This is a genomic window from Chryseobacterium viscerum (assembly GCF_002899945.2).
GTDB classification, from domain to species: domain Bacteria; phylum Bacteroidota; class Bacteroidia; order Flavobacteriales; family Weeksellaceae; genus Chryseobacterium; species Chryseobacterium viscerum.
In genome coordinates this window covers 532825-558740 of sequence record NZ_PPEG02000002.1, presented here as the reverse complement: position 1 = coordinate 558740, position 25916 = coordinate 532825, and the positions used below count along the sequence as shown (strand labels likewise).

Sequence of the window (25916 nt, the reverse complement as noted above, 5' to 3'; positions counted from 1 at the left end):
CTTCTTAATTAAGTTGTATAAAATTGGAATCGTTATCTGCATCGATATTGATTTTGAGGATGTTTGGGTTTGAGGGTCTTGATTCTTTTGTTGAATAATTTTGTAGGATCTGATATTTTATTGATGATCCCAAATAATAGAAACCGTTCCCCTAATGAAGTGCTTCCCATTTCCGGGCTCTATAACATAGATATAGGCATCTTCACTCAGAAGCTTTCCATGTAAAGTTCCATCCCAGTCATTGGAATACCCGGCTTTGCTATACAGTAATCGTCCCGCTCTGTCATAAATATATACCCTGTTATTGGGATAAGCTTCTATGTTTTTGATGATCCAGGTATCATTTTTTCCGTCACCATTGGGGGTAATCACATTATTTGGGATTAAACTCATATCTTCTTTGACTATAATGGTAATTTCTGTAACAGCAGTACATCCGCCCAAATTGGTGGCAATGGCTTTATACGTGGCTGTCTCTTTTGGACTGACTTTTATTGATGTCGTATTCTGTCCGCTCTGAATATCTGTACCAATCCATGCGTAGCTCGTACCACCCGAAGCAGTTAAGGTGAGCGTTTGTCCTTTTAAAATCTCTGTTCCAAGGTCACTTGTTATGGTAATGGTGGGGAGTGCATTGACCATAATGGTCGTAACTGCTGTTTTTCGTAGAGAACCATCGTTATAGGTGTAAATTACCTCATACATTCCGGGAAGACTTCCTAACAAATCAATAGTACCGGTCAGTTCATTGATTTTTAGTCCCGATGGACTCGCGGTGTACTTACCGGTTGTAAGGCCTGTTTGATGAACTTTTACGCTGCCGACCGCACAATAATCTTGAAAAGGATAAGCAATGGTAACCGGCGAAAGGTTTATTCTTATTGAAGCAGTGGTACTGCCTGTGCAACCTCCATGAGAAAAAGTGTAGGTAATTGAATAAGACTGATTGGGAGTAGAACTTGCCAGATCTATACTTCCTGTTTTGGGATCAATTATCAAACCTGCAGGAAAGGAAGAAAAACTTCCTCCGGCTTGACCGCTTTGTACAACATCCACTTTTCCTATTGCCTGAAATTCACCCATTCCATAGCTAATGCTTGCTGTGGGAGGTAATGGTTGTGGATCTATTGTAACAATGACAGTATCACTTAGGCATCCCGAAGCGTTTTTTGCAGTGATTGTATGTTTACCGCTTACAAGATGGTAATACAAAGTTTCTGAATATGGGCTTCCATTGACACTATACAGTATCCCTTTCGTTGGCGTTATATTAATTGCCCCACTGGCAACAGTGCAGGTGGGCTGGGTGATTTTGATTTGGGCAGCAAGATTGGTGACAGGATCTATGGTAATCACGATATCATCTGTTACTTCGCAGTTGGAACCGTAGACCACTTTAATGCGATAAGTCCCTCCGGCAGTGATCGTCTGCCTGATCCCGCTCCCCAAGATCTCACCGGTGGTTAGATTCATCCACTGAATATCCGAATTGTCATTGGGCATCAACGCACCGGCATCTAGCATGATCGGCAGACTGCCGGCACAAATTTTTATATCCGGTCCTAAAGCACCAATTCCTGTTCCCGGACTTAGCTGAAAGGTAATATTAGTGGTATTCCCGGCATTGGTACTCTGTGGAAGGATCGTAAAAGGAAGGCAGGATGCGTTAATATCTTTTATGGAGATGAAATTAAAAGTGGTGTTACCCCCTTTTACACAAAGGCTGGCTTGTTTTCCGGCATCTGTCGATTGTATCTGAACGGTAGAACAGTTAGTGCCGCTTATTTTTAATAAATTATTGACCGTTATGGTTTTACCGGCTTCGACTTGGTAAGTAGAATTTTTAGAAGAAAATATAAGACTATCAACCAAAATACCTCCATACAAAACGTTATTATGATTATCACCGGCATTAAAAGTGATAGTATGGTACAGATCACCATCTTTTCCTTTAAACTCGTTGGCAGACTGTGTTAACTCAATGTTGCTTGTTCCCGCATCTAAATGGGCACCGGTGTACAACCAGCCTTCACCTGTCAAATAGATTTTTGAGCCGCCCAATATGAGTGATTGTCTATCACCTCTGTTTCCGCCATTAAAAGATAAGGCTTTAACGGTTTTCCCATTGGTATTGAGTATTCCACTCGTGAAATTAATCCTGGTATGGGTCGTAAAGTCATCTAAGAAAGTATAGCTGCCGGTACCCGAAAAATTCATATCAAAGTTTGTGGCAACAATAGCCCCATTTGTTGTAATGGTGCTTCCTGGCTCTGAGGATAGAAATTGAACGCCTCCAACATGCGATAAAGAAGACTGCAAAGTCATTGATCCATAACAGGATAATGCTCCTCCAATGGTAGGTTTACCCGGCACCTTATTCCAGGTCATATCATGGAAGTCTGCTAATTGGGGAATATTGATTACAGGACTTTCACCCGAATACTCATTAAAGAAAACATTATCAAAGCGGGTCGGCAGACAGCCTCCTTCCGATGGGGTTCCATCTGAATGAGTCGTCCAATGACTCGGATCATTCCAGGAGCCGCTGCCACCGATCCAATATAAATCCTTCGCCTTTGGCTGAGAAAAAATCCATCCCGAATTATTTCCTAAATCAATGCCTGTCGCCGTGTAACTCGCCCCACCGATTACTGCAATACCGCTCATCCTAACGTTATTGAGTGATAAGTTCGAAAGAGTTTTAATGATGGCTTTTGGAGTTGAATTACAGGAAGAGCTTTCAGAAATACAGTTATTATCAAGATTCCAAAATCGGCAAGATGAACTTGCGATCAGCCGGTTAACCGTTTGGGTGGAACCCGGCATCAGGCGGCTGTTTTTACCTGTTCCTAATGTCAGAATATTAAATTGATTTGAACCATTAATGCTTGATTCTCCGGCAAAACTTACGGTATTAAAGGTATTTCCGCTCGTAGCATCATATCCAATGATCTTTCCCGGTAATGCTTTATTTAGAAAATAAAGATCGTTATACACAAGCCCGGGCTTGGACCTAAACTCATTGTTATTCACTCCGCCTCCCGAGGAATTGGAATCCGGCATGGTACCCATCATATTGATGATACTAGTCCCGGCATTCAATTTTGAAATACCTGCGCCATCCCAATATCCTGCGATGTTAATTGCCGATGAGCCCAAATTAAGGACAGACGCTGCGCTCCCTGAAATAGAGAAGTAGTTATCAGCATTGACCGTTTGATTATTGGTGTCAAAAGTACCGCTGAGTACTCCAAAATTTTTGACGTTAAAAGTATCGGACAATGACCAGGTACCGGAAGCACTATTAAAAAATACGCCTTTTCCTGAAACATTCGCTGCGGAATAATCCATCGTCACGCCGTGAGTGGTGATGGTATTCCCTGACGTATTGCCTACAAAGTTGGTGCGCTCTACATCATAATCCATCCCGGTTTGTAATACCAGTGAGCCATTGATGTTTAAGGGATTTGCCTGAAGACCTTTGAGTACCGGCTTACTTCCCGGTACTTCTTCCCAGGTCATGGTATTACAATTGGCGGGAACATCAAAACTTAGGATATAGTCTGTACCGGAGTAGCGGTTAAAGAATACGTTATCCATCGCTCCCGGTAGACAGGTGTTCGCCGGATCAGCACTTCCATTAGAAGTTTCTGTCCAGTGTTTGGGATCACTCCAATTTCCGCTTCCTCCGATCCAGTAGAAATTTCGTGATGTGGCCGGGCTAATTACAACATTTTGATTATTGCCACCGTCTATCCCCCCTGTAACAGTCAAGGTAGAACCGGTGGCATGGATACCGTTGAGTCTGGCACCCGTAATAGTAGCGGGACTCACTAAATTCAGCCTGGCTTTTGTGAGCCCTGAATAAGAGCTGATATCCGTCATACCGCTGCAAACAGGACCGTCAATAGTTAAATTACCGATCTTCACTTCCATATTCGTTCCCAACACATATTTCTTTGAAGCAGATAAATGGAGATTTGTTGTTGCAATAGGTGTAGGATTACCCCCTGCATTAATAAAAGCACTGCCTGCAAAGGTTACGCTATTGAAGGTGCAGGGAGTTGTTGTACTGTATAGTAATGAAGATAAATTGGCACTGCCCCCGGCAGTAAATGCCAGATTGTGGTACGTGAGTCCTGAATGATAATAAAAATATGCGTTGTCTGAGGTTAAATTGATCCGGCTGGTACCTGCATTCAGATGGATCGCTGATCCGCCATAGTTGATATACGACCAATTGCCATTAACCGTGATAAGTGAACTTCCCAGAGTTAAGGTACGAACTCCGAGTCCCGAAGTCGCAGAGCCGAAATTTCTCACCGTTACCGCTTGGTTATTGGTATTGAGATGCCCGTTTCTAAAGAGTATATCGTTTTCAGGGCTTGAAAAAGCATCATTCAAGATCCACCCACCGCCAGTTGAGAACTCAGTATTCCCGTAAATAGTTATTCCATTTGAGGTAAGGGTATTTTCTGTATCGGGGCTCATATATCGGGTTGTGGCAATTTGGTAGACCATTCCTTTCTGCCATGTGCTTGAACCGAAAATACTGAGCATATCTTTTGGAGCTGCGGTTGTAAAGACAGGATTTCCCGGCACGTCGTTCCAGGAAATATTTTTACACTCAGCATCAGGGGAATTAACGATCACGGGATCTGCCGAAGAAATTTCTCCCGAAAATCGGGTGAAAAATACATTATCATTACGGCTCGGCAGACATCCTCCAGAAGGAGTTCCATCGGCATTAACAGTCCAATGGGCGGGATCATTCCAGTTCCCACCACCACCGATCCAATAGAAATCTTTAGGGGTATTTGTAAAAACCCAACCTGAATTCTGTCCGCCATCAATTCCGTTATCGATAGAAAATAACCCTGTACCTACAGCTTTAAGGTAATTGAGCCTGACATTGCGCAAGTTCAGTGGGCGATTACTTTTTATAACGGCTTGTTTACCTCCGTAACCGCTTAACGTCCATAATTCCTCACAATCCTGTGTCGGATTATTAATAACACTGATATTTTGAGCTCCATACACAAAATAGGTCTTTGACCTGGCGAGGTTCAGGGTATCTATCGTGCAGTTAGAGGAAATAAATCCTGAACTTGCAAAGGTCAGATTATTAAAGGTACAATTCCCTTCTGCGACGGAGTACCATCCATAGGCAGATGGATTGATCGGATTTGCTCTACTGGTAAAGCTGACATTATGATAGATATGTCCATTCTTTCCTATAAAAGAAACGCCGTATCCGTCATCAGCTCCTTTGGTTAGGTTAATTTGAGAAGTACCTCCGATGAGTGTGGTTCCGGTATAATTCCATGATGGCGATCCGCTGAGTTGTGAATTTCTTTCGGTGAGGGTAACAATGGACGATCCTAAATCTAAAGACCGCGGTTCTACCACAGCCGATGGTACAGAGCCGCAGCAACCGGTTTGATCAAAAAAGCCCGTTGTAATCCTGCTGGAACCAAAATTGAGTGATCCCTGTAAAAAATACATTTTTCCGGTACTGTTCAGGGTTCCACTAATTTGATATAAGCCGCTTCCTATAAAATATATCGCTGCAGAACCTCTTACCTCTGAATTAAAACTCACCGAGTCGGTGTCACGGGATCTGAAATAAATAGTACTATTTATAATAGTCCCGGTTTGAAAATCGGCAGTTCCATAGATATGGAGGATCGTTCCTTCAAATACCGGAGCTTGGATAGCTCCTGTAATGGAAAAATGATGGCATGAGGATTCCTGATTGATGGAGACGGTTTTACTATTTGCTGTAAAACCTGAATTATGATCAAAGATCACGTTATCTCCTGCCTGGGGAATACTTGGGGATAGCTGACCCCCTGAATTCCCAGAACTCAGGGACCAGTGATTAATATCACTCCACCTGCCGCTGCCTCCGATCCAGTAGAGATCTGCGCCTTTCGTAGCGAAAGAAGATAGCAGGAGAATACAAATAAAAGCAGGTATTTTCATGCAAATACCTGCTGGCGACAATTGCTTGTCAGTGATACATTGAAGTAACATAAGATTGAAAGTTAATAATGGTGAAAAAATGAAATGTGAATTTGTTTTTGTGATTAAAAAGTCTTTTTATTCCTGGGTAAGTAGGTGTTGGAGGTCTGGATCATTTCCGATCCGTTCCAGTTCATCGGTTACAATTTTTACGATATCGGTTTTGATCTGGCGATAGTTCGCCTCAATTTCCTGCTTCATGTTGTCTTCCCCATTTTCGTCTTCAAATGATGCGATCTGTGGAATCTTTTGATAGGCTTTGGTTTCCTGGGCTACCTTTTCATTGTCTACGACAATCTCGGCGTGGAAAATCTTCTGATCGATACGTTCCTCGAAATTGTCGGATACTGCTCCAACAAATATTCCCTGGGTAAGTGTTGATATTTTAGAGGCTGGAATCAGGCTGTCCAATTGGGTAGAAATAGAAGTCGATTTATCATTTCTGTTGATACTCAAACTTTGGCGTTTCTGCAGTACCTTCCCAAAACGTTCCGAAAGACTTTTGGCTGTTTCCCCAACGACTTGTCCACTGAAAATGTTACCAACCGTATTCTGTATTACCTTAGCTTCTTTATCCCCATAATCACGTATTAATTGCGAAAAATCTTGAAAGCCAAGCGTAACTGCAACTTTGTTGCTTCTGGCGGTTGCGATGAGATTGTCCAGTCCCCTAAAATAAATCGTGGGCAGCTCATCTATGATAACAGAGCTCTTTAACTTACCTTTCTTATTGATCAGTTTGACGATTCTCGAATTGTATAGCCCCAAGGCTGCTGAATAGATATTCTGACGGTCGGGGTTATTACCGACACAAAGGATTTTGGGCTCTTTAGGATTATTAATGTCTAATGAAAAGTCATCACCGGTCATTACCCAATACAATTGAGGTGAGATCATTCTTGATAAAGGAATCTTCGCCGAAGCGATCTGTCCTTGGAGCTGATCCTGCGCACCTCCCTGCCAGGCGTCCATAAAAGGAGAGATATAATTTTCCAGTTCAGGATATGAGGTAAGGATGGTGAATACATCCGAATACTTTTTGTTTAGCAGCTCGATGGCATGGGGAAAGGTGCAGTATTTACCATTTTCATAGATTTTCAAAAACCAGATAATGGCTGCCAATAAGATAATTGGTGACTCGACAAAAAAATCCCCACTTTTCTGAATCCACGACCTATTGAGGTTCAACATGATGGTGAATGCGGACTCATAGGCATCCGATATGTCTGTCATGAAATCGGGATTTATGGGGTTACAGCGGTGACTTCTTCTGGGATCATCAAAATTGATGACGTAGAATTTTGGTTTTACCGCGTACTTATCAGTATGTTTCAGTAGGTGATTATAGGCTATGGTGGAAAGATCATCGAACTTGAAATCATAGATATACATGGAAAAGCCCTTCTCAATTTGCTGTTTGATGTAGTTGTTGACAATAGCATAGGATTTTCCGGAGCCCGGGGTTCCCAGTACGATAGTGGCCCGAAATGGATTGACAATGTTGATCCAACCGTCATGCTGCTTTTTCTCGTACCAGAACTTGGTGGGCAGGTTAATGGAGTATTCATTTACCATGAGCCTCATTTCCTGCATGAAACTTTCATTCTCGGTATTGAATACATCATCCATTAGGTTGTTTTTGAGGAGTCGGCTCATCCAGAGCCCACCCACCATTAAGGCGATATACCCCAAACCCAGACTCAGAATATAAAAGAAAGCTGCCAGAGGCAGTTTTAACAATGGGGTGTTGAAAAAAAACAGCACAAAACCAATCGCGAGTACCGTGTAGATCTTTTTCCAGGTGATCTTTTCATTCTTTACCCCTTTAGTTCCCAAACAGCTCAGTGCGAGCAGTAGTACTGCAAATACTTTGGTGTAGAGTGTATGCGAAAACAGACCTGCTGTCTTCTGGAAATTACCGAGTATCTTATTAATAACTTCCAGTGTCCAGCTGCGCCCGAGAAAAAATCCGTAGCAAAACCAATAAAGGTGTATCAGTACCAACAGGATACTCACAGCTCTCATAAATGCCATAATCTTGGCAAGCCCTCTTAAATCGTCTTCTCCTTGCATTTTTTTAGATTTTAAATGTTAGAAGCGGGAATGTAGAGGAGCTATGAAAGAATTATTGTGAGCTGGCACCCGTTGGCGCTTAGTGGCTGCCGATGGCGCTGTGAAGTGTAACCGATGGTCACGTTCAGGATTTGATTCCTTATCTATGTAAAATTAAAATGCTCATTGTTTTTTATGAGAATCTAGCTTTGGCGTCCGGGTTTTCGTTTTTTCTTCTTCATTTGGTTTTCAAAAGCCAGGTCCTCATAATCCTCTCCCTGAACTTCCGGTAATAATCCTCCAAGACCTTCTATAAAGTCAGGCTCATTTTTATCAAGAAAATCAAACAGAGTATGTAATTTTTCTTCCGGATTTGCATCTTTAGGTTGAGTTGATTTTTCCGATGCTGTCGTTTTGATCTCCGGTTTTTGATCATGGCTCCACCATTCATTAAAAACATTAGCGGAAAGTTCTTTTCCTAAGCGCGATCCATTCCATACCGTTTTAGAGTTGTGATCGATAAAGGTGACCCCATAAACCCGCCCCGTATCATTACGCCGTACGACTGTATTGATCCCCTGCTGCTGTAATTGTTTTTTGAAACTGATTTCATCAGCTGCCGTGTGCAGGGTAGCCTCAATGGTATTTTTCAGGAGTGCCTTTACCGGTTCTTTTTTTAGAGATTCCTTAGATTTAAGAAAATGTTCCTGCAACATCATATATCCTGCGCTTTTACCAAATAATGATGCTTTGAAGGGATTGCCTGCTTTTTCTCCATTTTCATTCTGGGCAGAGTAAATGAGTCCTTGTTTCTGTATTCCATGCAGCTCTCCTTTAACCTCTTCAGCAGTAATATTGAAAAGGGATAAGAGCGCGTTGTATTCACCCATACTTTGAAACCTGTAATAGTTAGGCAGATGCCGGACCACTGAGGCGATCTGACTTTTGATATCCCCTTTTTTATAATCTATAGGCTTAAAAATCCGGTCATCCTGTGATGGGCTTTGCTCTGTAGCGGGTATCAATCCATGCTTTTCTTCCAGCTCACGGCAGAGCTTCATCGAGCGTCTTTTTTCAAAAGTATCCGATATTTTTTTGCCTTCTTCATCCACGCAAACGGATACAATATGAATATGGGTTCTGTCAATATCGGTATGTTTAAATACTACAAAAGGCTGATTCCCGTACCCCATTTGCTCCATATAGTCCTGAGCTATGGATACAAACTGGTCATCACTCACCTTATCTTTGGGATCAGGATTGAGTGAAATATGCAGAACTGGCTTCTCTGTTTTGTTATTGGCAATGAGGTAAGGTTCAAAAGAACGAGCCAATTGTGCTGTAGTATACTGCCCATTTACTGTTTCAGCTATCTTTTGAGTAAACAAAATCTGTCCGTTTTCTTTGTCTACTTTCAGCTGATTATAAGCAAGTGCCCCCAATAAATTCTCTCCTCTGCCAATTTTTGCGATCATATTACGGGTCTTTTTTCAGATGTTTTTCTTCAAATTCCCGGGTCAAATGCATCATTTCTTGGATTAAATTAGCCATTTCTGCGGTCTGTTTTTCCAGTTTGTAGAGATAAGCTGCTGCTTTCTTTTCGGAAAAATTGCGGTAAAGAAGCTTTACGATCTGATTATAATTGACCCCGATGGCACGAAACTGACCATATAAGGTGGTGAGCCGCATATAATAATCTGTGGATGCCTTATCAATTTTTACCGTTTTAATGGTTCTCTGAAAAAGGCAGGCCGTTATAAAATGTGCCATTACTTTCATTTCCGACTGCTCAAAAAGAGAAAGGAACCTGGCATTTTCTTCAGCATTCAAACTGATTGAATACCGAAATATGGCGGGATCTTTTTTAGGATTCCTTCCTCCTTTTTTGGGTCTGTGATGATTATTTTCTTCCATAATAAATCCATTATTAAATTTTTACAAACTCTCGACTTCGGAGGGAGTTTTCAGCCCCCTGCAAGGGCAAGGTTTTGAGCTGCGGAACTGATTTCCAGCAGCTCAGAACACAACTTGCCGTGTTCCGGTGAACACAAAAACCCGTTCTGAGGAACGGATTATAGATAGCAGGGAAAACAGCTTCAAGCTGTTCACTATAGTCCCTGATCTATTCATGCACTTATACCCATCATCCATTTTGAAATCTTTTGACAAAGTTCGGGCAGAGAAATGGAAGGATCACTACTGAAATGAGCGCCAAATGAAGCCAATGAGTGCCAATGAGCGCCATGTTCCTAAAAGATGGTACCGATCTGAATTTCTTTGTGATAGCAATCAGGCAGGTGGCTCTTCTCACAAGAGCCCATTCCGGACAGCCATTCTGAAAGACATCATGAGTTTGGAAATGCCTGAGGACCTGAAGGATTTTGATCCGGGAGATTGGAATGCCTGAGCGTGTGAATACTATTCAATTGTTTCGTATTCAGGCAGGACGGCAAGCAGGCAGCCTGTCTTGAAGATGTAAAATACAGCTTGTCGGAAGGATCGCAAAAATGAACGCATGATTGATTGATTGATTGATTGATTGATTGATTGATTGATTGATTGATTGAAAAACTGATAGCCGGAAGCGAGGTAAAGAAGCATGAAAATCATCAGGCAGGTAATCATGATGGTGTGGCAGAATGATTCTCATCCACCGTGATAACAATCAGCCTTCTAAGAATGACATCCGAGAGGTCGTCAAGATAACAAACAAGAAGTTTAACTTAAAAATTGAATACAATGGACAACAAAAACAAAACCTTATTTATTGCTTTTGCGAGCCAAAAAGGAGGCGTAGGCAAAAGCACTTTTACGGCAATTATTGCCAGTGTCTTACATTATCGCATGGGTTACAATGTCGCTGTGTTTGACTGTGATTACCCGCAGCACAGTCTTATACAGATGCGGGAAAGGGACCTGCAGTCAATCATGCAAAATGAAACATTTAAAAAATTGGCATACCGCCAGTTCTCTACGATCAACAAAAAAGCATACCCTATACTTCAATGCAGGGCGGATGAAGCGTTGGCAGAAGCTGACCGCTTTTTACAATCTTCAGCTATTCCTGTTGATATTATTTTTTTTGATCTGCCGGGAACGGTTAATACGCCGGGCTTACTCAGCACGTTGGCGGGAATTCAGCATATTTTTTCACCCATCACTGCAGATCGTTTGGTCATGGAAAGTACATTGAGGTTTACCGATGTAATGGCCAATGTATTGATGAAACAAGGAAACACGTCCATTGAAACGATTCAGTTGTTCTGGAACCAGGTGGACCGGAGGGAAAAATCGCCTTTATATGAATCTTACGAAAAAGTCATTACAGATCTTCGCCTACATCTAATGACCGTCCAAATTATGGACAGTAAACGCTTTCGTAAGGAAAGTGAGGCGGCAGCAAAGACCATCTTCCGTTCTACTTTACTGCCTCCTGATGAAAGGTTGATGAAAAGCTGTCATCTGGACGTGTTTATCGACGAATTTTTAAGAACGATCAAATTGTAACTCGTATGGAAAATGAAAATAAAAGGAATGATAATCCAAAGGTTGATGAAGAACACGTAATGGCTATCATTGCAGAAAACACCAGGGGTCTCAACCCAACAGAAACTCCGGGAGAACCTGCCGAAGAGAAGCCGGTAATTAAGGAGAAATCGAAACCGAAAAAACTAGTCGATACGAGTTACGGTGAGCGTTTCCTGGGCAGCCACACAATGACACGCAGGGGTGAAAAAAGTATATACATCCGCAGCGAACATCACGAGCGTTTATCCCGCATTATACAGGTTATTGGTGAAGACAAAATTCCACTATATGCCTATTTGGATAATATCATCGAATATCATTTTGAAGAGTTTGAGAAAGCCATTACAGATGATTTCAATAAAAAATACAAACCCATTTTTTAAATATTTTAATTATGAAAAAGACATCACAAAAAAAGAAAGGAGAATTGCGTAATACCCGGTATGAAGAGATCTTCTTCGTCAATCCGTCCACGAGTGCCCGTCATGGAAAATCGGTGTATATCAGTCCTGAATTTCATGAAAGGCTCTCCCGTATTGTTCAGGTTATAGGTGAAGATAAGATCACCATTTATGCGTATCTGAATAATGTATTGGCTTATCATTTTCAGGATTTTGGAGAAGATATTACCAAAAGCTTTGCGGATAAATATAAACCTATTTTATAACGATGGAAACACTCATTCTAACATGTCTGCTGCTAGTCATCGTTCTACTGGTACAGGATAAGATCGTCATTAAAAAACCGGTGACAAACAAAGAAAAACCTAAGATCAGGTTGCCTGATGTCATGGGTATTCCCAAACAGGTAAAGCGCCTTTCGACGCCAAATGGTGCCACTGAGCGCCAAGATAAAAAACAGGAAGAGGAATCCGATAATTTTGACCATGAGATCGAAAAGAAAGATCTCGACAGCCAAATTCCGCAGGAAGAGCCGGATGAAGTTTTTGGAGAAACACCTGATCTACAGCAGGAGGAAGAAGAATGGAACAGCTATGGAGTTTCCGATGATGGAGACGGTTTTGCTACAGGGGTCACCTTTGAAGAACTTGGTACCGTGGGGATGGTGCTTGCGCAAAAAATGCCTGAGCCTTCTTTACAAAAACAAGCGGTAACCATCGTTCACAGAATACAGGGAACCGAACTCTTCAGCCTATTGGAAAACTCCATGGAAGGAGGTTCAAGAAAAATAGCCGAGCTATTGGATCGAAGCCTTTCCTCTTCAGGGACTGATTCCGGCTCTTCCATTATGCGGGATCATACACTCGATGATTTTGATATCAGGGAGTTTGTCTGAAAGGATATCTTCCTTTTTTTAAACGTGTTCAAAAATGTTTACCATGAAAGAATTATTAACAGCGGCTGAGGAACTCGCCGAAAAAATGAAAGAAAAGGGATATGAGTACTTTAACATCAAATATGGAGGAACCGGAAGTGATTTTAAGACAGGTATTGCCTCTTATCTGCATAACGCAAATTTCAACAATACAGAGCCCATATTTCCAATTTTTGCAAGTTCGGCAGTAGCCGCCACATCTCCTGATAATCCCTACACCCAAGCTACATTTAAGGTAGGAGAAGATGCCCAAAAAAGTTTGCGGGTTGATGCAATGAGTATTTCCATGTATGAATGCTACGATGGAGCGTTAAGAACTTCTTTGGAGTTACATATTAAGTCGCCGGATGACATTCCATCGAGACAAGATGCAGTTAAGCTGATTGAAGAAAAGTGGGAAAAACTCCGTCAGGATAACAGGAAGAAATGGAATAACCCGGTAACTGTAACCCCAAAAAAATCTAAAGGAAGAAAACTGTAAACTGACAAGATAAAGAGCAGATAAGTTTGTGTAAAAAGAGTCTTATTTAATTGTAATTAAAATCTACCTATGAAAATAGAACTTAAAAACATTCACTTCAGCGAGCAGCTAAGTGAAGAGACCAAGGCATTCTCAGCCAATGTGTATATAGAGGGCGTAAAAGCGGGTACTGCTTCCAATCGGGGACGTGGTGGTCCCACTGTCTGTAAGGCTGCAGATGAAAAGGGGGATAAACTTATTATTGCTGCTGAGAAGTATTGTCATTCACTGCCATCGGAGAAATCCGGCTTAGGTAGTGAGCCGCACGAATTGAAAATGGATCTTGGAAGATACGTCGATAAGCTGCTTGTGAAATACCTGCAGGACAAGGAAATTCAAAAGTTCCAAAAGAAACTTGAAAAGGCAATCGAAAGAGGTATTGTTGTAGGCATTGCTGGTAAGTCATTTGAAGTGTGGGAGTTTACACAGCCTATAGGAATATTGCTACAGCATCCGAAAGGACCTGATATGATTAAAAAATCTCTTAAAGAAGATATAATTTCGGAATTAACGGGAGGGAAAATCATTATGAATACCAATATTCCTCAAAAGCTGTTAGAAGAAGCAGGATTGAAAAAAAATCAATATGCAGGACCGGTTTCCGGTGAAACTGCAATACAACAAAAGGAAACAGAAAATAAGCAGCTACGAAAAGGTCGCAAGCTTTGAGTTGTAAAACAAGGTTCATTTCACCTTTGAAGAACCCGGAACCTTCTCTTTTGAAAACGTAAAAAGATAAAGAAAATCCAAACAGATAATTATTTAACAGATACAGCATGATTAATTCAAATGATCACCCGGATTATATATTCGAGGAATATAACGGATATACAATCGCCAGCCATAAAGACAACGTTGTTGGAAAAGACGCTGATAATCTCATTATTGTTTACCGGACAGACCAGTTTCCCAATTACGGATTTATTATCGGCCTTGATGACAGTAAGCTGTCCGGTCGGAGAAAATCATTTCCGCACAACACAGAAGATGCAAAAACCTATATTGACTGGGTGGTGAAAGCCCGTCAGGAAAAGCCCGCAATAAAGCCGGAAAGTATCAAACCGCAAAAAAGCAGAAGACGAAAAATGTAAAAAGAAAGCCTAAAATAATGGAGCGTCAAACACAAAAAAGTTTGGCGTTTTTTATGGCTGATCCTTGTACTTCATTATCCGGTATTCATGTTCTGAGCAGAGTAATGATAAAATTTGGATCTTTGTATAAGCCGGAGTACATGAAATTTTAACTAAAATGATCCTATATCTATAGGTCAATACAATATCTGATATGGCTAAGAAAAGAAAGAAAAAAGGCAATAATAAACAGCCCAAACGTACAGTGCCGCGCGAAAGAAGATTACAATCGGCAAAGCAGTGGCTTCCTACTTATACCGGCAAGCACCTGGTGCGGGCTTATGCGAGACGTTACCATACTGATCTTCTGTGTTCGATCACAGAGTTACGGATGTTAGGAATCGTCATTCCAGAGGAATATGAAGCTGCCGTCAAACGTTCAGTGGAAGTAAATATTGCACAGAAAAAGCAAAACAAAGAATCAGCATTGGCAAAAAGTAAGGGACTTATATGGGACCAGGATGAACATTTTGCATTCATTGTCGGGTATACAAATGGTGGAGCGCCTTACGGACTTCGATGGGATGAGTTAACGGAAAAAGAGCGGGAACTGTATTCTGAAGATGAAAAATTACTTTAGGAGAACTCAGCTAAAAAAACCGAGAATGAATTCCCGGTTTCCCTAATTTTCACTCTTGATTTAATGAATGTTTTTCATTGTAAGAGGGTTTCTATAAGCGGTAGAAAAAGAAAAAAACGGAGATAAAACCGGTGCCTCCTAAAGCTCAAAAAAAGCAAAGGAAGGAGAATATAGGGGACTGATTTTTCTAAAAAACCCCAATATTTTAACTTCAAATTCCTCACTATCCAAGCGTCAAATCTGTATAGATCTGACGCTTTTTTTATGTCCAAAAAACAGAATCCCAACGCCACTGAGCGCCAAACAATTCCACTGAGCGCCAATCCGTAAATCCGGCTCTATTGCCCCGATACATTTGTTTCCAAGCCTGCATAAAGCAGGAAATCACTAATCAATTAATGTGTTTTAATTATGGAAAAACAAAGAAAAAAGCTCCTGCTGATGGGGATGGTATTGCTGTCAGTTTCGGGGGTGTTTGCTCAGGGAAATGGTAACGCCGGGATCAATGAAGCGACTCAGATGGTGACCTCTTATTTTGATCCTGCGACGAAGCTGATCTATGCGATTGGAGCTGTCGTAGGACTGATCGGCGGGGTCAAGGTGTATAACAAATTCAGCAGCGGTGATCCCGATACCAGCAAGACGGCAGCCAGTTGGTTTGGTGCCTGTATCTTTTTGATCGTAGCAGCGACCATCCTTCGTTCATTCTTCCTATAACCCCTTGCCTTATGAATAGCTATAATATCAATAAAGGCATTGGGCGCAGTGTAGAATTTAAGGGTCTTAAGGCACAGTACCTCTTCATATTCGCAGGCGGGCTGCTGGGAATCCTCATTCTGGTGATGATTCTTTATATGGCCGGCGTTCATTCCTACATCTGCCTGTTCATTGGAGGTAGTGGAGCTACACTGATCGTGTGGCAGACTTTCAAGCTGAACAAAAAATACGGTGAACATGGGCTCATGAAAGGCGGTGCCGTAAAAAGCCATCCCAGGTACATCATCTGCCGTAAAAGGGTTCATCGCTATCTGAAATCAACCTTTAAAAACCCTGCCCTATGAGAAATATGAGTAAGACCAGCACGTTGGAAAGTAAGTTTCCTCTGTTGGCAGTAGAAAATCACTGCATCATTTCCAAAGAGGCTGATATTACGGCCTGTTTCAGGGTTCATCTCCCGGAACTTTTCACGGTGGCAGCTCCCGAGTATGAAGCCATTCATTCTGCCTGGCATAAAGCGGTCAAAACACTTCCGGATTATACGGTGATTCACAAACAGGATTGGTACATCAAGGAAAACTACGCACCGGATATTACCAAGGAAGGACTGAGCTTTTTAGCAAAATCCTACCAGCAGCATTTCAATGAGCGACCGTTTTTGAACCACTACTGTTATGTGTTTATCACCAAGACCTCGAAAGAAAGAATGCGGATGCAGAGTAATTTTTCATCCCTCTGCAAAGGAATATTGGTTCCAAAGGAAATTCGGGATAAAGAAAACATCTCCCGGCTTATGGAATCGGTCAGCCAGTTTGAAAGGATTGTCAACGATTCAGGACTCATAAAACTGGAAAGGCTGAGTGAAGAAGATATTATCGGAACAAAAGATAAGCAGGGCTTATTGGAACAGTATTTCACCCTGTCAAGACAGGTAGGAACCTCATTACAGGATATCGCTTTGGGTGCTGAGGAGATGCGTATCGGGAATAACAGACTGTGCCTTCATACCCTGTCTGATACCGATGATCTTCCCGGAACGGTATCTACGGATCTCCGATATGAAAAATTATCCACCGACCGCAGTGACTGCCGTTTATCGTTTGCCGCTCCGGTGGGATTGCTCTTAAACTGCAATCATATCTACAATCAGTATTTATTCCTGGATAACAGTGAGGATAACCTGAGAAAGTTTGAAAAATCTGCCCGGAATATGCATTCTCTTGGAAGGTACAGCCGATCAAACCAGATCAATAAAGAATGGATCGAGCAATATTTGAATGAAGCCCATTCTTTTGGTCTGTCTTCCATAAGAGCGCACTTCAATGTGATGGCATGGTCGGATGATCCTGTGGAGCTCAAGCAGCTGAAGAATGATACCGGGAGTGCATTGGCGCTGATGGAATGCAAGCCCCGTCATAATACGACGGATGTTGCGACATTGTTTTGGGCAGGGATTCCCGGCAATGCGGGTGATTTTCCAAGTGAAGAGAGTTTTTACACGTTCATCGAACCTGCTTTATGCTTTTTCACAGAAGAGACCAATTATCAAAATTCACTCTCACCCTTCGGGATCAAGATGGCAGACAGGCTCACCGGAAATCCTATCCATTTGGATATTTCCGATCTGCCGATGAAAAAAGGGATTATTACCAACCGGAATAAATTTATTCTGGGACCATCAGGGAGCGGGAAATCCTTTTTCACCAATCACATGGTCAGACAGTATTATGAGCAGGGAGCCCATGTATTGCTCGTAGATACGGGAAATTCCTATCAGGGACTCTGTGAGCTGATCAAAGGAAAAACCAAAGGGGAAGACGGGGTTTATTTTACCTATACCGAAGACAATCCGATTGCCTTTAATCCTTTCTATACCGATGACGGCGTATTCGATATTGAAAAAAGAGAAAGTATCAAAACTTTAATCCTGACCTTATGGAAACGTGATGACGAACCGCCCACCCGCGCTGAAGAAGTTGCCCTTTCCAACGCAGTGAGCGGTTATATCGAAAGGATCAAACAGAATGACACCTATCCCTCTTTCAATGGGTTCTATGAATATGTAAAAGGAGATTACCGCAAGATCCTGGAAGAAAAGCAGGTTCGGGAAAAAGATTTTGATATCGCCAACTTTCTCAATGTATTGGAACCCTATTACAAAGGGGGGGAATATGATTACCTGCTCAATTCCGAGAAGCAGCTGGACCTGTTAAACAAGAGGTTTATAGTCTTTGAAATTGACGCGATCAAGGAGCATAAAATTCTTTTTCCAGTGGTTACGATCATCATTATGGAGGTCTTCATTAACAAGATGAGAAGGCTCAAAGGGACACGAAAGATGATCCTCATTGAGGAAGCCTGGAAGGCCATTGCGAAGGAAGGTATGGCGGAATATCTGAAGTATCTTTTTAAGACCGTCAGGAAGTTCTTTGGTGAAGCGATCGTCGTGACACAGGAGGTTGACGACATTATTCGCTCGCCGATTGTAAAGGAGAGCATCATTAATAATTCCGACTGCAAGATCCTGCTCGATCAAAGGAAATACATGAACAAGTTTGATGATATCCAGGCAATGCTGGGACTGACTGACAAGGAAAAAGCCCAGGTACTTTCGATCAATATGAACAATGATCCTTCCAGGTTTTATAAAGAAGTATGGATCGGCCTGGGCGGAACCCACTCTGCGGTCTACGCTACAGAGGTTAGTTTAGAGGAATATTATGCCTACACCACCGAAGAAACCGAGAAACTCGAAGTGATGCAGCTCGCTCAGGAGCTGGGCGGTAATGTCGAACTGGCGATCAAAAGGATCGCTGCAGACAAAAAAGAAACCCTTTAAATCTCTAAAGGGAATTAAAAAAAATCAACGAATAAATAACATTTAAAATTCAAAACAATGAAAAAATTCATGGTAATGATGAGTATTGCCCTGTTACTGGCTTTCTCACCAGCAAAAGCACAATGGGTCGTTACTGACCCTACCAATCTTGCACAAGGTATCGTCAACTCTGCCCAGCAGATCGTACAGACTTCAAGTACCGTATCCAACACGCTTAAAAGCTTTCAGGAGGTGAAAAGAGTCTATGACCAGGGGAAGGAATATTACGACAAGCTCAAAGCGGTCAACAATCTGGTGAAAGATGCCCGAAAGGTTCAGCAGACGGTCCTTATGGTCGGAGATATATCGGAACTCTATGTGAAGAATTTCGGAAAGATGATGAATGACCCCAATTTCTCACCGCAGGAGCTTACCGCAATTGCCTTTGGCTATTCAAAACTTCTGAATGAAAGTGGTGATCTGCTCAAAGATCTCAAACAGATCATCAATACATCAAGCCTTTCCCTGAACGATAAGGAACGTATGGAGATTGTTGATAAGGTCTATAAGGAGGTGAGCGAATACCACAAGCTCGTGCGCTACTACACCAATAAGAATATTTCGGTGAGCTATCTGAGAGCTAAGAAGAAAAACGATGCCCAGCGTGTGCTCCAGCTCTATGGAACGGGTAATCAGAAATATTGGTAAGCCCGTTTACCCACAAACTCTTTAAACTTTATTACTATGGACTTTAATAATCTTCATGAGATCCTTCGCTCGTTGTATGACGAGATGCTTCCACTGTCCGCCACTATGGCGGCAGTGGCCAAAGGGGTTGCCGGCCTCGGTGCCTTATTCTACGTCGCCCTGAAAGTGTGGCAGGCATTAAGCCGCGCGGAACCCATCGATGTGTTTCCCCTACTACGACCTTTTGCCATCGGCATCTGCATTATGTTTTTTCCTATCATCGTATTGGGAACCATTAATGGGGTACTGAGTCCTGTGGTGAAGGGAACTCACCAAATGCTTGAAAACCAGGTGTTGGATCTTAATAAATTACAAAAACAAAAAGATCAGCTGGAACGTGAAGCCATGCTGAGAAATCCCGAACAGGCTTATCTGATCTCCGATGAGGAGTTTGATAAAAAGCTTGAAGAACTGGGTTGGTCGCCATCCGACCTGGGGACGATGGCCGGAATGTATATGGAAAGGCAGACCTATGAATTTGAGCAGACTATAAAAAACTGGTTACGGGATCTGCTGGAGATTCTGTTTCAGGCTGCGGCTTTGGTCATTGATACCATACGGACCTTTTTTCTGATTGTTCTGTCAATTCTGGGGCCTATTGCCTTTGCGATCTCGGTTTGGGATGGCTTTCAATCTACCTTAACGCAGTGGATATCGAGATATGTCAGTGTGTATTTATGGCTGCCTGTAGCGGATATATTCAGTGCGATGCTGGCTAAACTGCAGTCCCTGATGCTGGAAAAAGATATCCAAAGTCTTTCAGATCCCAATTTCATTCCCGATGGTTCAAGTACGCTCTACACGATTTTTATGATCATCGGTATTGTAGGCTACTTCACGATACCAACAGTGACAGGCTGGGTCATTCAGGCAGGTGGCGCCGGCAATTTCATGCGTAATGTTACCCAAACGGCACAGAAAGCAGCCAATGTTGCCGGAGCGGGCGCCGGAGCCGCAGCCGGAAATATTGGCGGTCAGCTTCTGAAATAATCAATCACGATTTGAATTCATCAGTCATTAGAATTTGAATTCATCATGTAATACCTATCATAAAAATTTTAAAAATGGAATTTAAAACCCTCAGAAATATTGAGAACAGTTTTAGGCAGATCAGGCTTTACGCTCTTGTATTTGCGATACTGTGTATCTCGGTGGTAGCCTATGCGATCTGGCATTCCTATCGCTTCGCGGAAGCCCAAAGACAAAAGATCTATGTACTGGATAATGGTAAATCATTGATGCTGGCACTCTCTCAGGATGCAGCGATCAACCGTCCTGTGGAAGCCCGGGAGCACGTGCGCCGTTTCCATGAACTTTTTTTTACCCTGGCTCCCGATAAAAATGCCATAGAGAGTAATATGAAGCGGGCCTTCAATCTTGCCGATAAAAGTGCCTTCAATTATTACAAGGATTTGTCGGAGAAAGGCTATTACAACCGGATCATTTCCGGCAATATCCAGCAGCGTATTGAGGTAGATAGTGTACAATGCAATTTTGACACCTATCCATATGCCGTTAAAACCTTTGCCAGGCAGTACATTATCCGTTCAAGCAATTTGACAGAGCGAAGCCTGGTTACTTCGTGCTATCTCCTCAATTCGGTTCGCTCGGATAGTAATCCCCAGGGATTTAACATTGAAAAGTTCAGTGTGGTGGAAAATAAAGACCTGCGGGTGACAGAACGCTAAAAACAAAAGCTATGAAAAATATAAGAACAATGATAAGCAATCGATGCGAAAAGCTCGATGCGGAGTGGCAGAAGCTTTCTGCCAGGAAACAGAAAAAATGGGTGATCCTTTTTTTTACAGGATACCTCTTTCTAACAGCAGGGGTTGTCCTGACGGTCTGGTATGATGCCAGAAACAATGCTGTCAAACAGAAGCCCGTCACGGGCCACATTCAAAACCCGGTAATAGAACAAAAAAAATACGGATCAGAAGTAAAGGATTCTCCATTACAGGATTCTTCACAGGCACTTATAAAAAATAAAGATCATGAAAGATAATGATAACAGTAAAAAGGAGGTCAGGCTCACAGAGGTAGGCCAGAAAGGAAACCCTGAAGCAGACACACCTTCGGGTGATAACCTGCAAAAGCTCAAAAAGCCGCTTATCTTCGTTTTGATGGCTGTCGTATTTCTCGGGTGTATGTACCTGATATTTGCGCCATCATCGGATACTGAGGAAAAGCAGCAAGCCGGACTTAATGAAGCAGTACCCCAGGCTACAGAGGCCGGTATGCAGGCTGATAAGGGAAAAGCGTATGAAACAGATCTGCTGGAACAAAAGGAACTCGAAAAAAAGCAGTCATTGACCGATTTATCGGACTATTGGAATGCGGATAGTTCTTCCTCACAGTCCGGCAGTACAACTTCAATAAATACCCCTATGGGGTCCTCCTCTCAACATGAAGCCCTTAACAGTTACCGGAATATTCAGGGGACATTGGGCAATTTTTATCAGGATAATGGACAAAACTCCCAGCTTCAAAATGAAGTACGTTCCTTAAAGGCTCAACTGGCGCAAAGGGAAGCACCACCGGCTAATCCTGTGGAAAGTCAACTCGCCCTGATGGAAAAGTCCTACCAGATGGCCGCCAAATATTTTCCTACAACCGGTACTACTAATGGTATAAATAGCACCCCAAAAACAGAGGAGAAAAACGGAAAAGACACAAGTGTAAGGACAGTCGATACCGTAAAACAACAGAAGCAAAAAGTTTCCTTTGCAGCGTTGTATCCTGCACATAAAAACATTGTATCTGCCTTATATAGGGAACCTTCGGATTCTGCTTTTCTTTCTGAGTTGAGCCGGGTGAAAAACAGAAACTTTTATACTGCCGGAAAGGTACAGGAAACTTCTCAGGCAGCTAACAGCATCCGCGCCTGTATTCATGAAACCCAAACCATCACCATTGATCAGACAGTCCGTATACGATTGTTAGAAGCAGCAAGGCTTTCAAAATTGATGATCCCTAAAGGAACTGTAATCACTGCCATTGCCAAATTTCAAGGAACCAGGCTTCAGCTTTTGGTCGGGTCCATAGAATTTGAAGGGCATATTATCCCTGTAGAACTCACTGCTTATGATCTATATGGACAAGCGGGATTAACCATTCCATATTCCGCTGAAAGAAGTGCCCTTACTGAAATGGCTGCTAATATGGGGAATACGGGAGGAACGAGTATTTCATTGAGTTCCTCCGCGGGTCAGCAGATTACGTCAGACCTTAGTAAAAGCGTAGTGCAAGGCATTTCAGGATACTTCGCAAAAAAGGTAAGAATGCCTAAGATCACCCTTAAAGCCGGACATAAGATATTCCTTGTTGCCAAAAAATAATGATTAATCCAAAATTTTAACAATATGAAACACCTATTAAAAAGTCTGCTGATGATCATGTTCCTGGCAAGCTTTACCCTACAACTTAAAGCTCAGGAGCAGGACAGCATCCCTGCTAAAAATACCGATACCCTTATTACGGAATCGAGACTCAAAACCGGAAAAATTAAACCGTATTGGCTCACGGTTACCTATGACAAGACCACCCATATCATTTTTCCCTCTAAGATCAAATATGTAGATATGGGAAGTGAAAATCTGATTGCCGGAAAAGCGGATGAAGTGGAGAATGTCCTGCGTATCAAAGCGGCAGTACGAAATTTTGAAGCCGAAACCAATTTCTCTGTGATTACTGAAGATGGTCGTTTCTACAATTTTGATGTTTTCTACAGCTGCTGTCCCGTCTCTTTAAATTATGATGTACAAAAAATGCTGCAAACCCAGGAAAAGGAAAAAGTAAACGATGTCTTATTTGAGGATCTTGGCGGTAATCAGCCCTCTTTATCGGAGGCCGCTCTGAAAGCCATTTACTCGAAGAATAAAAAACTGATCAAGCATATCGGTTCTTACAGCTTCGGAATCAGTTTCCTGCTCAAAGGTATTTATATCTATAACGGGAAGTATTACTTCCATACCGAACTAAAGAATGACACAAGTGTCCCTTTTCCAGTTGACTTTATGACCTTCAAAATCGTTGATAAGAAAACATCCAAACGAACTGCTGTACAGGAAAATGAGATCGTTCCTTTAAGGACCTATCTTCCTTTGGCTGATGTAAAGGATACCCGATCAGAGCGCAATGTTTTTCTGCTGGATCAGTTTACCCTGGCTGATGATAAGGTGCTGGTGATTGAAATCTTCGAGAAGAACGGTGGAAGACATCAAAGACTGGAAATAGAAAATATGGATCTGATCCATGCCAAGCCGGTCACTGATTTAAAACTGATCTTCTAACTCTTAAAATAAATTGAAATGAATAAATATATTGTGACCATCATGATGGTTGTAGTTAGTACTACCGGCATCTATGCCCAACGGCTGATCAAAGGACAGACGGGTTTTGAAGCCACTATCGGACTGATCTCGGATAAAAAGCCGCTGCATGATTACTTTTATCTGCAGGCGGGAATGACCATTAATGGGAAAAACGGAGGTTATCAGCTATGGGCTGTAGAATATTCCCGTAAGAAGCATGAGTTTGAAAGCTATGCTATTCCTGTAGAAACATACTGTGGAGAAGGCGGATACAGCTTTGTACTGCTCGGTGACCATGCAAAGAATATTTCCTTGAATTTGGGAGTGACAGGCGTTGCAGGATATGAAGTCATCAACCGGAGTGAGCGTTTCCTGCCCAGTGGTGCTGTCATTCAAAATAAAGATAGCTTTATCTATGGCGGTGGTTTACGGCTTTCTTTGGAGACCTACTTGGGAGATCATCTGGTGATGCTCGTGCAAGGCAGAACCAAAGCAGTATGGGGAACTTCCGTCGAAAGGTTCAGACCTTCGGCTGGTGTTGGACTCCGCTATATTTTCTAATCTTTAAATCTTACAAAATGAAATATTCTGTCAATAAAAATATCTCTTATATAAAGAGGCTACGATCTCTGGTATCGATGATACCCATACTAATGATCCTCTTTACCCTCTCATCCTGTAACAAGGAGTTAGACGTAAAAACGGACTTTCCTTTTGAATTTCAGGTAATGCCTGTTCCTAAGAGCATCGCCAAAGGAGAAACCGTAACCATCAGGTGTACGATTAAAACAGAAGGTAATTACCAGAGGACTAAGTACTACATCCGTTATTTTCAGTTTGAGGGAGCCGGAAAATTGCTCTTAGCAAATGCAAACAGTAATATAAACAGCAAGATGCTGACACTAAAACCCAATGACTCATATGTTTTACCGGAGCAGCAGTTCAGATTGTTGTATGTCTCCGAAGGAAATTCCTCACACGAGTTTGATGTCTGGATTTCGAACAATCATGGGCATGAACAAAAAGTGAGTTTTCAGTTTAATACCAAAACAAAGGAAGACTAAGGCATTTACTCCCATTTAAACCAAAAGGTTCTGCACTCAGTGCGGGGCCTTTTCAATTTAAAAATTTATTGCGACAAGTTCTGTCGCTATGCTGTCATAGCTCTGCCATAGAAACAAATTAAAGATTAACAAAAATTAAAATAAAACAAAACGCAATGAAACAATGTATTTAGCCAGGTTAAAATAACTTACCGTAAAAACCCGGATATGATTTGCCGTGAATTTACGGATTGTAGAAAGAGTGGAAAAGATCTAAGTTCGCTTAAAAAAACATTAGAATGAGAAAAAAGAAATTCGGTTCTCAAACTTAATTTCTTGTATGCACAATATAAGGGGCTCCTTATTTCTTTTTGTGCAGGGCTTATAAAGCCTAAGGTCTCCCAGACTACCCATTTCATCCCCTGATTTTTAGTCAGGTTATATCCTTACACCCTAAAAACAAAATGTATGAAAACATTCTATCTATCAGGATAAGAGTTCCCTGTCGCACAAAAGGCCGTTAAATACTGCGGCTATCCCTTTTTATTGGGATCACTAAATCTACTTTTCACTAACAACAAAACACAATGAAAAAACTTTATTTGGGTACACCTTCGGTGTGTACCACTCCGGGCATGTCGGCTCGGAAAATTTTATTGCAAAGGAAAGTTCTTCCTTTGTTTTGCCTCCTGATCGGATTTTGGGGCTATTCCCAAACCGAGGTATATTTTAAATATGATGAAGCAGGCAGCCAGAGATACCGTGGTCCTGATGATTTTGCCAAAACAGCTTCAACACAGCTTAAAACCGTTTCACAACCTACAACCCAGATGATAGATGAAAAAGACTTCTGGAAACAGGTGCGGTTGTACCCGGTTCCGGTAAATGATGTTTTAACCATTGATTGGACGGAGGAAACTGACAAGCTTATAGAATCTGTTTCCCTTTATCAACACAGTACAGTCCACTGGAAGTTTCAGCAGAAGAATATTCCCAGACTTAACAGGCAGTTAAAAATCAATATGACTGGTTATGATTGGGGAGTATATGTACTGCGCTTTACGCTGAAAGACGGAAGGATTTTCAGTAAAAACATCACCAAAAGATAA

General features: G+C 41.9%; 25 protein-coding genes. 21 read left to right on the top strand and 4 right to left on the bottom strand.

All coding sequences use genetic code 11. The features are described from left to right. Window positions 1-117 precede the first annotated feature (117 nt). The 4 genes from C1634_RS06170 to mobA form a co-directional block, all read right to left on the bottom strand. Complete coding sequence (locus tag C1634_RS06170) at window positions 118-6036, bottom strand: T9SS type B sorting domain-containing protein (protein ID WP_103231293.1); 5919 nt, start codon at window positions 6034-6036, stop codon at window positions 118-120. A gap of 66 nt (window positions 6037-6102) precedes the next feature. Further along, window positions 6103-8097 carry a conjugal transfer protein MobC gene (mobC, locus tag C1634_RS06165; protein WP_103231294.1) on the bottom strand — a complete coding sequence of 665 codons (1995 nt, stop codon included), beginning with the start codon at window positions 8095-8097 and terminating at the stop codon, window positions 6103-6105. Window positions 8098-8279: 182 nt separating this feature from the next. Further along, a complete protein-coding gene (gene mobB / locus C1634_RS06160) occupies window positions 8280-9551 on the bottom strand; it encodes a conjugal transfer protein MobB (protein ID WP_109738047.1) in 1272 nt (423 codons plus the stop codon). 1 nt (window position 9552) lies between these two features. Beyond that, window positions 9553-9990: a conjugal transfer protein MobA gene (mobA, locus tag C1634_RS06155; protein WP_103231296.1), complete on the bottom strand. Its 438-nt coding sequence runs from the start codon at window positions 9988-9990 to the stop codon at window positions 9553-9555. 301 nt (window positions 9991-10291) lie between these two features. Here mobA and C1634_RS06150 point away from each other — a divergent pair, with 301 nt between their 5' ends. The 21 genes from C1634_RS06150 to C1634_RS06045 all read left to right on the top strand — a co-directional run bounded on the left by C1634_RS06150 (window position 10292) and on the right by C1634_RS06045 (window position 25916). Next, window positions 10292-10483, top strand: a complete 192-nt coding sequence (locus C1634_RS06150; protein ID WP_123921394.1) for a hypothetical protein — start codon at window positions 10292-10294, stop codon at window positions 10481-10483. A 332-nt stretch (window positions 10484-10815) separates the two neighbouring features. After that, window positions 10816-11583 (top strand): ParA family protein, encoded by a 768-nt coding sequence (locus tag C1634_RS06140; RefSeq protein ID WP_103231299.1) that lies wholly within the window; start codon window positions 10816-10818, stop codon window positions 11581-11583. 5 nt (window positions 11584-11588) lie between these two features. After that, window positions 11589-11987, top strand: a complete 399-nt coding sequence (locus C1634_RS06135; RefSeq protein ID WP_103231300.1) for a DUF3408 domain-containing protein — start codon at window positions 11589-11591, stop codon at window positions 11985-11987. 11 nt (window positions 11988-11998) lie between these two features. Beyond that, window positions 11999-12271: a DUF3408 domain-containing protein gene (locus tag C1634_RS06130; RefSeq protein ID WP_103231301.1), complete on the top strand. Its 273-nt coding sequence runs from the start codon at window positions 11999-12001 to the stop codon at window positions 12269-12271. Window positions 12272-12273: 2 nt separating this feature from the next. Continuing rightward, a complete protein-coding gene (locus C1634_RS06125) occupies window positions 12274-12900 on the top strand; it encodes a conjugal transfer protein TraD (protein WP_109738046.1) in 627 nt (208 codons plus the stop codon). Between the two features lie 43 nt (window positions 12901-12943). Beyond that, a complete protein-coding gene (locus tag C1634_RS06120; RefSeq protein ID WP_123921392.1) occupies window positions 12944-13420 on the top strand; it encodes a hypothetical protein in 477 nt (158 codons plus the stop codon). A 69-nt stretch (window positions 13421-13489) separates the two neighbouring features. Then, complete coding sequence (locus C1634_RS06115; protein WP_103231304.1) at window positions 13490-14128, top strand: hypothetical protein; 639 nt, start codon at window positions 13490-13492, stop codon at window positions 14126-14128. A 107-nt stretch (window positions 14129-14235) separates the two neighbouring features. Continuing rightward, complete coding sequence (locus C1634_RS06110) at window positions 14236-14550, top strand: hypothetical protein (protein ID WP_103231305.1); 315 nt, start codon at window positions 14236-14238, stop codon at window positions 14548-14550. Window positions 14551-14794: 244 nt separating this feature from the next. Continuing rightward, window positions 14795-15169, top strand: coding sequence for a hypothetical protein (locus C1634_RS06105; protein ID WP_123921390.1), 375 nt, complete (start codon window positions 14795-14797; stop codon window positions 15167-15169). A gap of 411 nt (window positions 15170-15580) precedes the next feature. Next, a complete protein-coding gene (locus C1634_RS06100; protein WP_103231307.1) occupies window positions 15581-15886 on the top strand; it encodes a DUF4134 domain-containing protein in 306 nt (101 codons plus the stop codon). 11 nt (window positions 15887-15897) lie between these two features. Beyond that, window positions 15898-16230, top strand: coding sequence for a DUF4133 domain-containing protein (locus tag C1634_RS06095; RefSeq protein WP_103231308.1), 333 nt, complete (start codon window positions 15898-15900; stop codon window positions 16228-16230). Then, a complete protein-coding gene (locus tag C1634_RS06090; RefSeq protein ID WP_103231309.1) occupies window positions 16227-18725 on the top strand; it encodes a TraG family conjugative transposon ATPase in 2499 nt (832 codons plus the stop codon). Before C1634_RS06095 ends, C1634_RS06090 begins: the two co-directional genes overlap by 4 nt. Before the next feature lie 57 nt (window positions 18726-18782). After that, window positions 18783-19412 (top strand): DUF4141 domain-containing protein, encoded by a 630-nt coding sequence (locus C1634_RS06085; protein WP_103231310.1) that lies wholly within the window; start codon window positions 18783-18785, stop codon window positions 19410-19412. Window positions 19413-19448: 36 nt separating this feature from the next. Then, on the top strand, window positions 19449-20441 hold the full coding sequence (gene traJ / locus C1634_RS06080; RefSeq protein WP_109738044.1) for a conjugative transposon protein TraJ: 993 nt from the start codon (window positions 19449-19451) through the stop codon (window positions 20439-20441). Window positions 20442-20515: 74 nt separating this feature from the next. Continuing rightward, window positions 20516-21139: a conjugative transposon protein TraK gene (gene traK / locus C1634_RS06075; RefSeq protein ID WP_109738043.1), complete on the top strand. Its 624-nt coding sequence runs from the start codon at window positions 20516-20518 to the stop codon at window positions 21137-21139. Window positions 21140-21150: 11 nt separating this feature from the next. After that, entirely contained in the window at window positions 21151-21456 is a 306-nt protein-coding gene (locus C1634_RS06070; protein ID WP_103231313.1) for a nitrogen regulatory IIA protein, read from the top strand. Next, window positions 21446-22789 carry a conjugative transposon protein TraM gene (gene traM, locus C1634_RS06065; protein ID WP_109738042.1) on the top strand — a complete coding sequence of 448 codons (1344 nt, stop codon included), beginning with the start codon at window positions 21446-21448 and terminating at the stop codon, window positions 22787-22789. Before C1634_RS06070 ends, traM begins: the two co-directional genes overlap by 11 nt. A 24-nt stretch (window positions 22790-22813) precedes the next feature. Continuing rightward, a complete protein-coding gene (gene traN / locus C1634_RS06060) occupies window positions 22814-23743 on the top strand; it encodes a conjugative transposon protein TraN (RefSeq protein ID WP_103231315.1) in 930 nt (309 codons plus the stop codon). A gap of 18 nt (window positions 23744-23761) precedes the next feature. Next, on the top strand, window positions 23762-24325 hold the full coding sequence (locus C1634_RS06055; RefSeq protein ID WP_103231316.1) for a conjugal transfer protein TraO: 564 nt from the start codon (window positions 23762-23764) through the stop codon (window positions 24323-24325). A gap of 17 nt (window positions 24326-24342) precedes the next feature. Then, the gene (locus C1634_RS06050) at window positions 24343-24828 is read left to right on the top strand and encodes a DUF3872 domain-containing protein (protein WP_165835268.1); all 486 of its coding nucleotides are present in this window, start codon (window positions 24343-24345) and stop codon (window positions 24826-24828) included. Window positions 24829-25394: 566 nt separating this feature from the next. Then, complete coding sequence (locus tag C1634_RS06045) at window positions 25395-25916, top strand: hypothetical protein (protein WP_228410000.1); 522 nt, start codon at window positions 25395-25397, stop codon at window positions 25914-25916.